At 69.1% G+C, this 15,205-nt stretch carries 6 protein-coding genes; 4 read left to right on the top strand and 2 right to left on the bottom strand.

The window, feature by feature from the left end; all coding sequences use genetic code 11:
• Positions 1-156: 156 nt before the first annotated feature.
• Both ABT352_RS26030 and ABT352_RS26025 read right to left on the bottom strand, forming a co-directional pair.
• A complete protein-coding gene (locus ABT352_RS26030; protein WP_350947546.1) occupies positions 157-1,170 on the bottom strand; it encodes a queuosine salvage family protein in 1,014 nt (337 codons plus the stop codon).
• A gap of 53 nt (positions 1,171-1,223) precedes the next feature.
• Positions 1,224-3,890 (bottom strand): nSTAND1 domain-containing NTPase, encoded by a 2,667-nt coding sequence (locus ABT352_RS26025; RefSeq protein ID WP_350947545.1) that lies wholly within the window; start codon positions 3,888-3,890, stop codon positions 1,224-1,226.
• Positions 3,891-4,488: 598 nt separating this feature from the next.
• Here ABT352_RS26025 and ABT352_RS26020 point away from each other — a divergent pair.
• From ABT352_RS26020 to ABT352_RS26005, 4 genes are read left to right on the top strand one after another with little or no spacing between them, the layout of a single operon-like run.
• On the top strand, positions 4,489-8,364 hold the full coding sequence (locus ABT352_RS26020) for a DUF6079 family protein (RefSeq protein ID WP_350947544.1): 3,876 nt from the start codon (positions 4,489-4,491) through the stop codon (positions 8,362-8,364).
• Positions 8,361-11,270, top strand: coding sequence for a BREX-2 system phosphatase PglZ (pglZ, locus tag ABT352_RS26015; RefSeq protein ID WP_350947543.1), 2,910 nt, complete (start codon positions 8,361-8,363; stop codon positions 11,268-11,270). Before ABT352_RS26020 ends, pglZ begins: the two co-directional genes overlap by 4 nt.
• A 13-nt stretch (positions 11,271-11,283) precedes the next feature.
• Entirely contained in the window at positions 11,284-12,591 is a 1,308-nt protein-coding gene (brxD, locus tag ABT352_RS26010) for a BREX system ATP-binding protein BrxD (RefSeq protein ID WP_350947542.1), read from the top strand.
• 58 nt (positions 12,592-12,649) lie between these two features.
• Positions 12,650-14,908 (top strand): DEAD/DEAH box helicase, encoded by a 2,259-nt coding sequence (locus tag ABT352_RS26005; RefSeq protein WP_350947541.1) that lies wholly within the window; start codon positions 12,650-12,652, stop codon positions 14,906-14,908.
• Positions 14,909-15,205 lie beyond the last annotated feature (297 nt).

Below are 15,205 nucleotides of genomic sequence, written 5' to 3'. Positions count from 1 at the left end.
CTCGATGCCACAATCGATTCTCCGCTCAGGGCTCCTGAGCATCAATCGTCGCCCGCGGACCGTGTGGCGTCAAGGGCGCTTGGAGACCGGCGACCGGAGAAAAACGGAAGGGATTCCTCGACGAACAGGAGACCGTCATCCCCGGCCACAGGCCGCTCAATAGTTTTCGGTGGCCACCACCGGTTCCCAGAGATCACGAGATCGCGCGTCCGACTTTCCCGGACACCAGCTCTCGAAGACACACCGATTCGGGGTGGGGGACGCCAGGTAGGAGTGAAAGGAGTCGTTCTCGACCCGTTGGCTCACACAGAGCGGGGCGTTCCTGCAGCAGCTGCGAGCGTGTGCCCACAACAGCACGTCGAAATCGAACATGGGCATACCCGCGAGCCCCGGCAACTCGCTGCACACCCGCATCGAAACCTCCCGGACGACCGTTTCCACAGCGGGGCTCACCGTTCGCTGGTCGCGGAGCCGACGGGCGACGTCGTCATCCAGAACAGTGATGCAGCCCGTACGGAGCAGGATGCGCATCCGGTGGTAGTCAATCATCGGCAGAATATTGTGCTGATCCGCTATCTTCCATCGGCCGGAGAAGTGAACGGTCATCAGGAAGGCACTGCTCTTTTTGTGCAGGGGATCCCGGAAGGCGGACAGCCGCTCCAGCAGGGCGTAGACGCCGCTGTCACCGCCAACGGTGTGCTCCGCCTCCTCAAGCAGGAGACTCACGCTGCCCTCGAAGGCACGCAGCAGCTCTGACGAGGTGGTGCGGAGTATCTCCGCACGTCGGGACAGGTCGGCGAGCTTGACCTCCGCCTTTTCCGCGTGCCCGACGAGGATGGCCGTGAGCCCGGCCTCCGTGATGTCCTCCATCGCCTCGGGGCTCAGCGTTCCCGGGCTCTCGACCGCCTGCCGGGTGAAGGCCCTGAGCAGAAAGTCCCAGCCCTTGTAGTAGTCTCCCGAGAAATACCCCGCCAGGCCGCCCTTCGTGGCGTGGCATATCGCGGACGCCCATAGATACGCCCGGAAGGCGGTCTCGTCCTCGACCTCCACCTGCGGGGTCAGTTGCGCGGAGAAGTCCGCCGCCAACGGTAGCCGCCCGAGAGTTCCGGCCAGGAGTCTGATCCTGTTCTCGTCGATGACGACAGTGCCCGTCTCCATCACATGCGCCATGAGTGGCCTCCCAGTTCGCGCTAGGCTGATTCCGGACGATCGCCCTCGGGGTTTTAAAGGGAGTACGCCATGCGGAATCCCACGTATTCGTTACGGGTCTCCGGGGCGAGGGAGTATTTGTTGCTGACCGCGCTGGCCCCTTCCGCGGAGCCCGCCCACGAACCACCGCGGGCACATTTGTGCTCTCCCTGCTCCGGACCGGCCGGATTGTGTGTCCGGTCGATGTCATGCTGCGGCGCCCACCAGTCCTGCACCCAGTCGAAGGTGTTTCCACACATATCGGCGACCCCATGGGGACTGTCACCACCTGCTGGGGAATATTGCCCGATCGGGGTGGTGCGTCCGGGACCTCCGATTCGCGTGTTTCCTTTCTTCGGGTCATGGTCGTCGCCCCACGACCATAGTCGTTTCACCTTGCCGACGGGGTCCCAACCTGCCGCCATCTCCCACTCCGCCGCCGTCGGAAGCCGGGCGGAAATTCCGAATTCACGCCCATACCAGCGACAGTAGGCATTTGCCTCGTGCCAGCTCACCTGGGTCACCGGATGCTCCGTGATGCGTTTCGGCGGCGCCTCACCGCGCCAGTGTTCCGGCGAGCGGAGCCCGGCGGCCCGGATGAATTGGAAATATTCGAGATTGGTGACGGGAAAGCGCTGGATGGCGAAAGACGATACATAGGCACGATATTCCGGTCGAGAATGCTCGAATCTACCGTCGTCAGTACCGAACACGAACTCCCCGCCCGTTATCGTGACGAACATGTCGGCCGCCGGCGGTGGATGATCCTCTGCGGCGAGCATCCTGGCCGCGGTACGGCGGGTCGCCGGATAGTCACTGCTCAGCGCGCGCTTCAGAAGTTCGCGTCCTGCGGGGTCCCGCGTTTCGGACAGCCAGTGCAACACGGCCAGCTGAAGCCCCGGATCGGGTGCCGCCACGATCCGGTGAAACTCCTGCCAGATGTCGAGGCCGGAGGTGACGGCCCTCTCGGCCCACCAGCCGACATCCTCATCACGGTCGAGAGCGGCCAGCAGCATCAGCCGTGCCTGGCCGGGTGTGAGGTCGAGTTCCTCCCGATGTCTCTCGATCGTGGTCCACTGGATCTGGCCCGGCAGGACCCCCAACCGGTCGAAGTCCATCACCGACTGATTCAGGATCTGCCGCGCGTACTTCCGCTCCACGTCCTCGGGCTCGATCCAGGCCCAGATCTTGCCGGCCAGGATGTCGTGGGCCAGTTCGTACAGTCGGTCACGTCCGTGGATCGGCCGGACGACACGCCTTTTCGTGAGCTCCTGCAGGGCGTCCTGCAAGGTCTCGGCGGAGATGCCGAGGCGACGCGTCATGGTGTCGCGTTCGATCTCCTTGGCGGTCATCGCCGCTTTCGTCCTATCGGGTCCGACCATGCACTTCAGTACGGCCTTCGCCGTCTCCCTGCGGTCAGGATCGAGATCCTCCAGCGTGTGGTCGAGGTATTCGGCGAGAATCCCCGGGGTTCCACCCAGCCGTTCGTAGGTGGCGAGCCGGAGCACGCCGGAATCCGGAGAGTCGGCCCGGTGGAGCATGTGGCAGACGATCTGGAGATGCGCCGGATCGATCCCGCCGTCGTCCAGGTCACGGAGAAGCCGGTCGAGCAGGTCGGCCTCCGTCCCTATGCCGAAACGCCGCTCCGTGGCCGAGAGGAACTCCGTGGCCTGGGCGTGGGACAGCCGCCGCACCCAGTAGCGATTCTTGAAAACGGCGTCCATGGGTGGTTCGAGTTCCAGCAGACAGTGCAGGAAGTCCTCCCTGATGACCACGACCACGCGGAGGTCGAGCAGGTCACCGGTGAGGCATTCGTCGAGCTGCCGGGCGAACTCCGCGCGTGAGTCCGGGCCCACCCGGATGAAGAACTCCTCGAACTGGTCGATGACGACGACCGTCGGCCGGTCGCGAAGCACCGCTCGCAACTCGCCGTACAGGTTCTTTCCCTCCGAGGACTCGTCACCCTGAGGGCGTACGGCGGAGAGGATCTCCGTCGCCGGATGCTGGAGTGCCCGGACGGTGTAGGTGTCGAACCCCTCGGCGTGCAACCTCGGCACCAGGCCCGCGTTTATCAGCGAGGTCTTCCCCACACCGGACACACCGGTGATGAGCACGAAAGGGCTGCTCACGACCATCGCCGCGATGAGCACGGAATCCGCGTCGCGCCCGAAGAAGACCTCGGCGTCCCCTTCCGTGAAGTAGTCGAGGAACTTGAACGGTTTCGTCCGCGTCCGGGGGCGCTCAGCGGTCCGCACCCGGAGCGAGCGTCCACGCGGGGCGCCCTCCTGCGCCAACCGCGCCAGTGACCGGCGCACAGGACCTGAGACGAGGTCGTACCCGCGGTGGCGCCACACCGCGGCCGACGCCTCCGACTCCTCCTCGGCCAGGATGTACCGACGCCGGGAGTATGTCGGCGAGGTCTGCAGCAGGGTGTGGACCATTTCCAGAAAGGGATCGTCCAGCCGGTATCCGACGAAGACCAGAGTCTTGGTCACCAGGATTCCCCGCACGATGATGCCGACCTGGTCGATCGCCGTCGAAAGCCACATGAGCCGGTCCTGGCTGACGACGAGTGAATCCGGCTGGGAGACGCAACCGGCGAGTTTGATGAGCCAGGGGCGGTGATCGTCTGTCGCGTAGGCGGCGTTGACGGGATCGGCGATCACGGTGTGCTGATTGCGACCGGCTGCGCTCAACGCCATTTCAGCGCTATACGAGACACTTGTGGATATAAGCGCCTCTGTGGCCAGCTTCGCGGCGAGCACGAGTTCCTCGCCGACTTCCGGATTCGTGGCCCCCAGTTCCTCTCGAATCAGCCGGCCCAAGGCATGTCGCCCGCGCAGCGCCTCATATTGCGAGGCGAGGATCGGAAGGTCGCGGTGGGTGGGATGTCGCGGCGCATCGCCACCCAGCCGACGGGCGATTGCCGTCACCATCTGCTCAGGAGTGGCCGGCCCTGCGGGACGCCCGGCGTTCAGCCCGTCACCGACGACAGGTACGACCTCTCCGGCGGCCGCGGCCTCCAGGAGTTCCGCCGGCAATCTTCGCATATGACATCACCAGCCCGTCAGTACGCGAAAGTTCACAAACCGCACTACAGCGACAAAGTCCCTGCTCCGGATAGTCGTGAGGTGCACACCCGGCGACGATTCTGACTAGGCGCACGATATCACCCGCTCCCCGGAGTTACCGGCGACCGGACATAACACTCCAGCGAACGACCTTCCCCGCGGCGTCATCCCGCGGATACCTTAATGAGTTCAAGAAATCGCCTGTCGCAGGTCAAAACAAGTGAGGGACATGACAACGCCACACCAGCCGCCGTTGCTTCGGGAGTTCATCGACATTCCCGAGGGGATGAGCGACAGCGATTTCGTGCTCAAACTCGCCGAGGGGGTGACCGACGCCGAGTCGACGCTCCGCGACTACGTCATCACCGAGGACCTGGTCGCGAACTTCGATCGAGCTCTCGGGCTGATCAAGGCGGCGGTCACCGGGCACAGCTCGAAGGCCGCCTACCTGCACGGATCGTTCGGCGCCGGTAAATCCCACTTCATGGCCGTGCTGCACGCGCTGCTGCGCGGAGAGAAGACCGCGCGAGAGCGGGTGGAGTTCGCCGGGCTGCTGGCCAAGCACGACTGGCTGGTCGGCAGGCGCTTCCTGCTTGTACCGTTCCACCTGCTCGACGCCAAGTCGCTGGAGCACCGGGTGCTGGGACGCTACGTCGACTACGTCCGCTCCCTCGAACCCGACGCGCCCATCCCCTCCGTACACCGCACCGACGCCCTGCTGGCGCAGGCGGCCCACCTGCGCGCGCGGATCGGCGACGAGGCGTTCATCCAGGGGCTCCCCGGTGGCGACGAGGTCGACGAGTGGGGCGACCCCAGGCCGTCCTGGACCTCCGAGCAGCTCGACTCCGCCTTCGCCGGGTCCCACGCCGACGCCTCCGACGGCCACGACGAGCATCCGATCGTGCTCACCGCCGAGGACGAGCTCCGGCGCAAGCTGGTGAACGAGCTGCTGCAGACCTGGAACACGGGGTTCTTCACCAACGCCAAGGAGGACGCGGAGGGGTTCGTCTCCCTGGACCGGGGTCTGCTGGAGATCAGCAGGCACGCCAAGGACCTCGGCTACGACGCGCTCATCCTCTTTCTCGACGAGCTCGTCCTCTGGCTCACCAACTCGGTGGGCGATCCGAAGTTCGTGTCCCGCGAGGTACAGAAGATCACGAACTTCGTGGAGTCCGGCGACGCGACCCGCCCGATCCCGGTCATCAGTCTCATCGCCCGCCAACGCGACCTGCGCGACCTGATCGGCGAGGAGGTGGTCGGCGCCGTCGAGCTGGGCTTCCAGGACACCCTCGACCTGGCCAAGAGCCGCTTCGACACCATCACGCTGGAGGACCGCAACCTGCCGGTGATCGCCCAGCAGCGGCTGCTCACCGCGAAGGACGACGCGGCCGCCGCCGCACTGGCCCGCGCGTTCGACCAGACCAGCAAGGTCAGGCGCGAGGTGTGGGACACCCTGCTCGGCTCCGGCAACGCCACCGGCGCCGACATCGACGCCTTCCGCAGGACCTATCCCTTCAGCCCCGCCTTCATGGACACCCTCGTCCACATCTCCAGCGCGCTCCAGCGCTCCCGTACGGCGCTGAAGCTGATGCGGCGGATCCTCATCCGCCGCCGTGACGACCTGCGACTGGGCGACCTGATCCCGCTCGGCGACCTCTACGACGTGATCTCCGAGGGCGGCGACGAGCCGTTCACCCAGAAGCTCAAGGTCGAGTTCGAGGCCGCGCAGAAGCTGTATGACACCAAGCTCCGCCCGTACCTTCTGGGCCGCTACGGCGACCTCACCGAGGACGAGATCGCCAGGGTGCGGCGCGGCACCGAGACCGAGCCCCGGCTGGCCGGGCGGGTGCGAGCGTTCACGGGCGACGACCGGCTGATCAAGACGCTGCTGCTCTCCGCGCTCGCGCCGACGGTGCCCGCGCTGCACAACCTGACCGCGAGCCGCCTCGCCGCCCTCAACCACGGCAGCGTCACCAGTCCGATCTCCGGTGGCGAGGTCGGGCTGGTGGCACGCAAGGTCGAGGAGTGGGCCGGTCAGTTCAACGAGATCAAGTTCGCCAAGGCCGACGATCCGGGGGTCGGCCTCGAACTCGTCGGCGTCGACATCGACTCCATCCTGGACAACGCCCGCAACGCGGGAGCCGACACCACCGGCACCAGGAAGAACCTGATCAGGAAGCTCCTGTACAGGGAGCTTGGCGTGACCGAGACCGAGCAGTACGGCGGCGACCGGTTCGAGCTCGCCTGGCGCGGCAGCAAGCGGTCCGTGGAGGTCGTCTTCGGCAACATCCGCGACCACGACGACCTCAGGGACGACGCCTTCCACCCGGCCGACCCGACGAGCTGGCGGGTCATCGTCGACTACCCGTTCGACGAGGGCGACTACACCCCTGCCGACGACCGCAACCGGGTGCAGATCATGTTCGCGAACGGCTTCCGCGACCGCACGCTCTGCTGGGTGCCCGCCTCCCTGTCCGCCGAGCGCACCCAGGACCTGCGCAGGCTGGTGACGATCGAGTACGCCCTGCACGGCAAGCGGTTCGACGAGGTCGCCAAGGATCTCAACCCGACCGACCGGCACCGGGCCCGCCAGACCCTCACCGGCCAGGGCGTCGTGCTCTCGAACAAGCTGGCCGAGACACTCCGGCAGGCGTACGGCCTGACCGGCAAGCAGCAGGGCGACGTCGTCACCGGCTTCGACGACCACCTGCTCTCGCTGTCGGAGGAGCTGAACCCCCGCCTGCCCTCCGGCGCGTCGCTGGCGGACGCGATGGCCGGCCTGGCCGGGCAGATGCTGACCTGCCAGTTCCCCGCCCACCCCGACTTCGACCCCGACCACGTCGGCGGCGCCGCCGTGGTCAAGGCGGCCGACGCCAGGCTGGTGCTCGACTACGTCCGCAAGGCCGTCGAGGCGTCCGACGGGCGGGTGGAGGTCGACAAGCCGCACCGCGCCACGATGCGCCGCGTCGCCAACCCGCTGCTGCTCGGCGAGATGCACGAGGCCGCGTTCGTCCTCGGCTCGCACTGGCGCGGCCACTTCAACCGGTGCGCGGCGCAGGACCGGGTGACCGGTGACCTCAAGATCCCCGTGCTGCTCGACTGGATCGACCGGCCGGAACGGCGTGGCCTGGACCGACTCGTCGCCTACCTGGTGATCGCCTGTTTCGCCGAGCAGACCGACCGGTCCTGGACCCAGCACGGCGGCCCGGTCAATCCGGAACTCGCCCAGATCAGGGACGACATGGCGCTCCGCGAGGAGAGCCTGCCCGGCGAGAAGGTCTGGGATACCGCGCGCCGACGGGCGATGGAGATCTTCGGCCGGAACCCTCCCGCCGCGCGCCGGGCGCGGCTGGCCGGGCTCTTCGCCCGCGAGCTCTCCGACGACGCGCGCCGCCACCGCGACGCGGCGCACGACCTGGTGGCCGAGCTGGAGAACCGCGGGGACATGCTCGGACTCGACCTCGACGCGAGGGAGGGGCGGCTGCGGACCGCCCGTCAGGCCGCCGACCTGCTCGACGGGCTGGGGTCGCGGCACGGCAAGCTGGAGATCATCGAGCAGCTCGCGTCCGCCGACGTCGGCGAGGCCCCGCAGCGGGTGGGCAAGAGCATCAAGAGCGCGGCGGCGGTGGTGACCGCCCTGCGTACCGCCCGCTGGGACAACTTCGCCCACCTCGCCGACCTGGGCGAGCCGTTCAGCGCCAGGGCCGAGCTGATCGTCGGCGAGCTGCGCCAGGCGGCTCTCGCCGACGAGCTGACCCTCCCGCTGGCTCCCGCGCTGGCCCGGGCGGGCTCGGCCGCGGGAGACCTGATCCGCGAGGCGATCCGCCGCCGGGACCCCGTCCCGGATCCCGTCCCGGACCCCATCGGTCCCGGCCCCGTCCCCAAGCCCCCGCCCGGCCCTCGGCCGGAGGTCATCTACAGCGGGCCGGTCTCGCGGCTGGAGGAGCGGTTGTCGCAGCTGCTCACGGACGCCCGTACCCTCGCGGAGGCGCACCCCGACCTGGAGCTGAGACTCACCGATCTACTCACCCAGGCGCGCGCCCTCGCGAAGGCGGATCCCGGCGCCGACGTCGAGATCTCCATGCGATCGGTCCCCCGCCGGTGAGCCCGGCCTCGGTCGCCTCACGGCCGCTGCCCATCACCATCGCCGCCCTGGAGCAGGAGGTCGCCCGGCTGCTGCGCAGGTACGCCAAGAGCGACCAGCGGGTACTGCTCATCCGGGCCGCCCCCGACTGGGCGGGTGCGGACGAGATCACGCTGAACGGCCGGACCGTACGCATAGCCGCGTGCGTGTCGCCCCTGGCGGTCATGGAGCAGGTCATGACCCACCTGGATCGCGACGACGACAGCGGCCGCGAAGGCGACGACGGCGACGGCGACGGCGACGGCGACGGCGACGGCTCTGTGCTGGTCGTACTCACCGACGCGGAGGAGAGCACGCTCGGAGTCGGTCTGCTGAGCAGGGTGATCCGGCAGCGGATCTTCGTCGTGGAGCCCTGGCGGCTGGTCGAGGAGAGCTTCGGCGCCCAGCGGACGGACCCCCGGCTGGTGGCGGAGGGCTGGGCGGCCGAGGCCCTGATCGACGCGATGCCCCCCGGCGGGTGGCCACGACTGACCGGCGCCATGCTGACCCGGGAGATCGCACTCGGGCAGCTCGCGGCCCGGCGGCTCCGCCTCGACCGGCTGGGCATCGGCGCCGACGAGCTGAGCGCGGCCGCGCTGCTGCTCTGGAGTTCGGACCCCGCCGCGGTCGAGGCGTTCCGCGGCCTGCGGGAGACCGAGCGCGAGGGCCTGCGGTCGTGGCTTCGTGAGACCACCGGCAGCACCGTCGACGTGCTGTTCCAGCTCGTGGACGGCGGCCACGCCGCCGACGCCCTCGCGCTGGGTCTGGTCTGCGGCGCGCTCTGGAACCCCTCAGCGGAGGGCGTCGCGCAACGCGCCCAGGGAGGCGCGCTCGCCTACATCTCGGCCATGAGCGCGGACACGTCCGCGCGCGGTGGCCCGCACCCCTCGGTGGAGGATGCGAGCATCCGCGCCTTCGCCGCCACCGCCGAGCGTTTCGTGGCCTGGCTGCTCCGCGACGGGGGTGACGCGGGCGAGGCACGCCTGGCGCACGCCACCCTGGAACGGGCCGAGGACCTCGTCGGCCAGTTCGGCGCCAGGGCCGCCGCCCGGCACAGCGACCTGCTCGGCTCCGGCTTCGAGGACAGGCTCGACGACGTCGCGTCCGCGCTGTCGGCGGCGCTCGAAAAGCGCTCCGCACCAAGCCTGGCGGTGCTGGCCGACACGGTCGCGGGACTGCGGACGCACGTGCTCGCCAGGGCGGAGAGCCACCGGGTGCGCCGCGCCGAGATGGCTCAGCGACTCCTCCAGTGGCTGGTGCGGCCACATGTCACGGCCGAACGGGTCAGTGGCGTCGGCCCGGCCGTGCAGGCACAGATCGACGAGTGGGGCTGGGTCGACCGTGCCCGCGACGACCTCTGGCTCGGTGAGCCGCACCACAGACCTTTGAAGGAGGCGTACCGGAGACTCCACGACCTCGTCCGCACCCGGGGAGACGAGCTGAACAGGGCGTTCGCCGCGAAGCTCTCCGCCTGGACCGCCACAGGACCCGGTGACCTGCTCACCGTCGACACCGTGCTCCCGCGCGTGGTGGCGCCCCTCGTCGCGGACAGGTCCGACCGAAGCCGTCCGCTGCTGTTCGTCGTCCTGGACGGGATGAGCGCCGCCGTCGCCACCGAACTGGCCGAGGAGCTCCGCGAGCGGAACTGGGAGGAGTACGACCCGGTTCCGGGCTCCGGAGGCCGGGCACGCAGGCGCGCGGTGGTGGCGGCGATCCCCACCATGACCAGGGTCTCCCGGGCCAGCCTGTTCGCCGCCCGCCTCGTCACGGGGGACGCCGCCGAGGAACGCAAGGCATTCGAGAACCACCCGTTCTGGAAGGGGCGGAAGGTCCGGCTGTTCCACAAGGGCAGCCTCTCCGGCTCCGCGGGCGACTCCCTGGGAGAGGAACTGACCACGGCGCTGGAGGACGTGTCGACACATGTCGGCGTGGTGCTGAACACGATCGACGACACGCTGGACAAGGGCAGGGGGCGGATCGACGACGCGTGGGGGGTGGCCGACGTCGGCATCCTGCGCACCCTGCTGCACCACGCCCGGCTCCAGGGCAGAGCGGTCATCCTGACCAGTGACCACGGTCACGTGCTGGAGCGGGGCGGCACGCTGCGTACCGTCCCCGATCCCCGCTCGGCCCGCCACCGCGACGCCGGAGCGCCGGTCGGCGAGGGCGAGGTGGAGCTCACCGGTCCGAGGGTGGCGGGTGGGCGTCTCGTCGCGCTCTGGGACCCCTACCTGCGCTACCTGCCCGGTAAGGCCGGTTACCACGGTGGTGCCTCGCTGGCCGAGGTCACGGTCCCGCTGCTCGCGTTCCTCCCGCTCGGCTCCTCGGTGCCCGACGGGTGGCGGGCCCTGCCCGACCAGCGTCCCGAATGGTGGTCGCTGGAGGCAGCACCCTCGCCACCCCCGCCGCCCTTGCCGTCCCCGGTGCCGCAGGCCCCCGCCGGACCCCGTACCAAGGGCAGGAAGGCCCCGCAGGTCGCACAGGGCCCGACGCTGTTCGACGACTTCAAGGACTTCGAGGATGGGGCGGGCTCGGCCGCGGTCGACGAACCCGCGACCTCGAACCCGAACGAGACCCTGGTGACCGAGCTGCTCGCGACCGAACTGTTCGCGGCGCAACACCAGATGATGCCGCGCAGGGTGCAGAAGGCGAAGATCCACGCCGTGCTGCTCGCCCTGCTGGACGCGGGCGGCCCGCTCCCCCTTCCCGTCGTGGCCCAGCGCGCGGGGGAACACACCGTACGGGCGGCGGGGTTCGTCGCCACGCTCCAGCGGATCCTCAACGTCGACAACTATCCGGTGCTCTCCATCACCGACAATGGCCGGAGCGCCCGGCTCGACGCACATCTGCTGAGAGAGCAGTTCGGGCTCGGAAACCCGAGAAAGTGAGAGGACGGCCTTCGTGACAGCAGACGTGTCGGTGAGTGCCGTCCGGCGGCGCGAGGTGATCGACGCGCTCCGGCAGGGTGCCGTGCCGCAGGCGGGTCTCGACCTGCTCGCGGTCGGTCTCGGCCGGTTCGGCGACACCGTCGGCGACGAGCTGGACACCCTGGCCTCCGGCGGCTCGGTCTTCAAGGCGGTCAGGGGTGAGTACGGCTCGGGGAAGACCTTCTTCACCCGCTGGCTCGCCGAGCAGGCCAAGCGCAGGGGCATGGCGACGGCCGAGGTCCAGGTTTCCGAGAACGAGACCCCGCTGCACCGGCTGGAAACCGTCTACCGGCGACTGACCGAACGCCTCTGCACGGCGAGCTACCCGCCCAGCGCCCTGCGGCCCGTCGTGGATGCGTGGTTCTACGTGCTCGAAGAGGACGCGCTCACCGCGGGCGCCGACCCCTCGGAGCTCGGGCAGGCTGTCGAGGACCTGCTCGCCGAACGGCTGGCCGGGGTGAGCCGGTCGGCGCCCACCTTCGCGGCGGCCCTGCGCGGTTACCGGGGGGCCTCGGCCGCCGGGGACGCGGCGACCGCCGACGCGATCCTGGCGTGGCTGGGCGGCCAGCCGAACGTCGCCGCCGCCGCGCGTCGCACGGCCGGCGTCCGAGGCGATCTCGACCACTTCGGCGCGCTGGGTTTCGTCCAGGGGCTGCTGACCGTGCTGCGCGACTCAGGCCATCCCGGCCTGGTGCTTGTGCTGGACGAGGTCGAGACCCTGCAACGGGTCAGGTCCGACGCCCGGGACAAGGCGCTCAACTCGCTGCGGCAGCTCATCGACGAGGTCCACTCGGGCCGCTTTCCCGGCCTCTACCTGCTGGTCACCGGGACGCCCGCCTTCTTCGAGGGGCCGCAGGGCGCGCAGCGGCTGGCGCCCCTCGCTCAGCGGCTGGCCACCGACTTCACCGGAGATCCACGCTTCGACAATCCCCGGGCCATCCAGATCCGGCTGCCGGGCTTCACCCTCGACTCCCTCGGCGAGCTGGGAACCCGGGTCCGTGACCTCTACGCCGCCGGAGCCTCCGTACCCGGCCGGATCGCCTCGGTCGTGGACGACGGCTACCTGGCGGACCTCGGCCGCGCGGTGACGGGAGAGCTGGGCGGCCGGGTGGGGGTCGCGCCGCGCCTGTTCCTGCGCAAGCTCGTCGACGTGATGGACCGCGTCGACCAGTTCGAGGAGTTCGACCCCCGGCGGCACTACGCGCTCACCCTGGCCGCCTCGGAGCTGACCGAGGTGGAGCGGAACGCGATGTCGGCGGACAGTGTGGAACTGGACCTGTGAGCGATCCGGTGCACCCCCCTCCGGCCCCCTCGGAGCCGACCGACACGGAAACAGGGTCATGAGCGACCTGGCGCCCCTGCACCCCACTCTGGCGCACCATGTCGTCAACACGCTCGGGTGGCCGTCGCTGCGCCCTCTCCAACAGCAGGCCCTGGGGCCGCTCGCCTCGGGGCAGGACGCTCTGCTGCTCGCGCCGACGGCGGGAGGCAAGACCGAGGCGGCCGCGTTCCCGCTGCTGTCGGCGATGGCCACGCAGCACTGGACAGGCATCTCGATCCTCTACGTGTGCCCGATCAAGGCGCTGCTGAACAACCTGCTGCCCCGGCTGGAGCGGTACGCGGAATGGCTGGGGCGCCGGGTCGCCCTCTGGCACGGCGACGTCACCTCGTCCAGACGGGCCGCGATCCTGCGTGACCCGCCCGACATCCTGCTCACCACGCCGGAGTCCCTGGAGTCGATGCTCGTCAGCACCAAGGTGGACCACCCGGTGATCTTCTCCGGGCTGAGGGCCGTCGTGGTGGACGAGGTACACGCGTTTGCAGGTGACGACCGGGGCTGGCATCTGCTGTGCGTCCTCGAACGACTCACCCGCGTCGCAGGCCGTCCGATCCAGCGTGTCGGTCTGTCCGCGACGGTCGGCAACCCCACCGAGTTGCTGGCCTGGCTCCAGGGATCGAGCCACGGCAACCGTACGGGAGAGGTCATCTCACCATCCGGTGAACCGTCCGGATACTCTCCGGGTTCGGCCGACCCGTCCCCGCCCTCTCACGACCCGTCCGCTTCTTTCGGTCCGCCCTCAAGCCCTCCGACCTGTCACGACTCCCTTTCCGCCCTACCCGGGGGTTCTCCCGCCCTCGCCGATCCGTTCGGAGGCTCCTCCGGCGGCCCGCCTCCGGGTGATGTCGAGCTCGACCACGTGGGCTCCGTCGCGAACGCGGCCAAGGTCATCGCCGCACTGCACCGAGGGGAGAAAAGACTCGTCTTCTGCGACTCCCGGCAACTCGTCGAGGAACTGGGCACCCGGCTGCGCACGCTGGGTGTGACGGTGTTCCTCTCCCATGCCTCGCTGTCCGTCGAAGAACGCCGCCGGGCCGAGCACGCCTTCGGCGAGGGCCGGGACTGCGTCATCGTCGCCACCTCCACCCTCGAACTGGGCATAGACGTCGGTGACCTGGATCGGGTCATCCAGATCGACGCGCCCTCCACCGTGGCCTCCTTCCTTCAGCGTGTCGGCCGTACCGGGCGGCGTCCCGGCTCCACGCGCAACTGCCTCTTCCTCGCCCTCGACGAGCAGGGACTGCTCCGGGCCTCGGGGCTGCTCCGTCTCTGGGGGCGACACTGGGTCGAGCCGGTCACGCCCCCGCCTGAACCGAGGCACATCGTCGCGCAGCAGTTCCTCGCCCTGTGCCTGCAGGAGTATCGGATCGGAGACCGTACCTGGCCCGAGTGGTGGCCGGGCCTCGAACCCTTCGGCGCCGAGGCGGCACCGATCCTGCGGCACCTCGTCTCGGCGGGGTTCGTCGACACCGACGGCGGCATGCTCTTCATCGGTCCGGCCGCGGAAAAGGCGTTCGGGCACCGTCATTTCATGGAGCTCACCACCGTTTTCACGGCGTCGCCCCAGTTCACGGTCCTGCACGGCCGTGCCGAGATCGGCCGCGTCGACCCGTCGCTGCTCTGCGACCACCGCGAGGGACCCCGGCTGCTCCTGCTCGCCGGCCGGAGCTGGCAGGTCACCTGGATCGACTGGAAACGCCGCCGTTGCTTCGTCGAGGCGGCGGAGCACGGCGGACGCGCCCGATGGCAGTCGGGCGGCCTTCCGCGGGGGACGTCCTTCCAGCTCATGCAGGCCATCCGGGAGGTGCTCCTGGGCGCGCCCCCTCCCGTACGGCTGACCCGTCGCGCCGTCGACGCGCTGGCCGACGCGCGGGAGCGGCATCTGGACGTCGTCCACCCCGGCGGTTCGGTCATCGTGCGCGGGGACGACGTGCGCTGGTGGACCTGGGCCGGGTATCGCGCCAACCTGACCCTGCGGAGCACGCTCGCCTCGGTGGCCGACCCCAAGCAGCAGGTGACCGACGCCTGGCTGCGCCTTCGGACAGACGTATCCAAGGAAAGCTGGACCTCCGCCCTGCGGGACTCGGCCGAAGGACTGTGCCTACCGGAACCCGACCCCGGAGCACTGGAGGGCCTGAAGTTCAACACCGCCCTGCCCGCACGACTCGCCGAGCGCACCCTGGCCGCCCGCCTGGCGGACTTCGACGGAGCCCGCGCCGTCTTGAACCAGCAGCACCGTTTCTCCGTCTCCAGCGATTGAGGTGTCGCGGCAACGAGTGTTCCGGTCGTCAGCGGTGATGACAATCTGGTCACGAGCCTGTTCGTCGAGCACCACCGTAAATATGACGTCGGGTGCTGCGGTGAGCGCGACTGGACGATCCTTTTCCGGTCCATCGGGACGACAAGGTCTCACACCTCGAGCTCATCCGGAAAATCGTCACTATATGTCCATAGATGTCCTAGTAGCGAGCATTGGTCAATGGATGCGTTGACTACTGGTTGATTAAAACTGAAACACCTAGTTCGAGAGTGACTGTCTGTTCTTGGTCGTAGCCGT

It is taken from the genome of Streptosporangium sp. NPDC000563, assembly GCF_040299985.1.
In the GTDB taxonomy this organism is placed as follows: domain Bacteria; phylum Actinomycetota; class Actinomycetes; order Streptosporangiales; family Streptosporangiaceae; genus Streptosporangium.
Note: the sequence above shows the minus strand (reverse complement) of the source record. Positions and strands in the feature narration are given on the sequence as shown.

Bases quoted from the DNA above. Each gene is read 5' to 3' on its own strand.
- ABT352_RS26030 (WP_350947546.1), bottom strand. From the start codon at position 1,170: ATGGCGCATGTGATGGAGACGGGCACTGTCGTCATCGACGAGAACAGG.
- ABT352_RS26025 (WP_350947545.1), bottom strand. From the start codon at position 3,890: ATGGCGTTGAGCGCAGCCGGTCGCAATCAGCACACCGTGATCGCCGAT.
- ABT352_RS26020 (WP_350947544.1), top strand. From the start codon at position 4,489: ATGACAACGCCACACCAGCCGCCGTTGCTTCGGGAGTTCATCGACATT.
- ABT352_RS26005 (WP_350947541.1), top strand. From the start codon at position 12,650: ATGAGCGACCTGGCGCCCCTGCACCCCACTCTGGCGCACCATGTCGTC.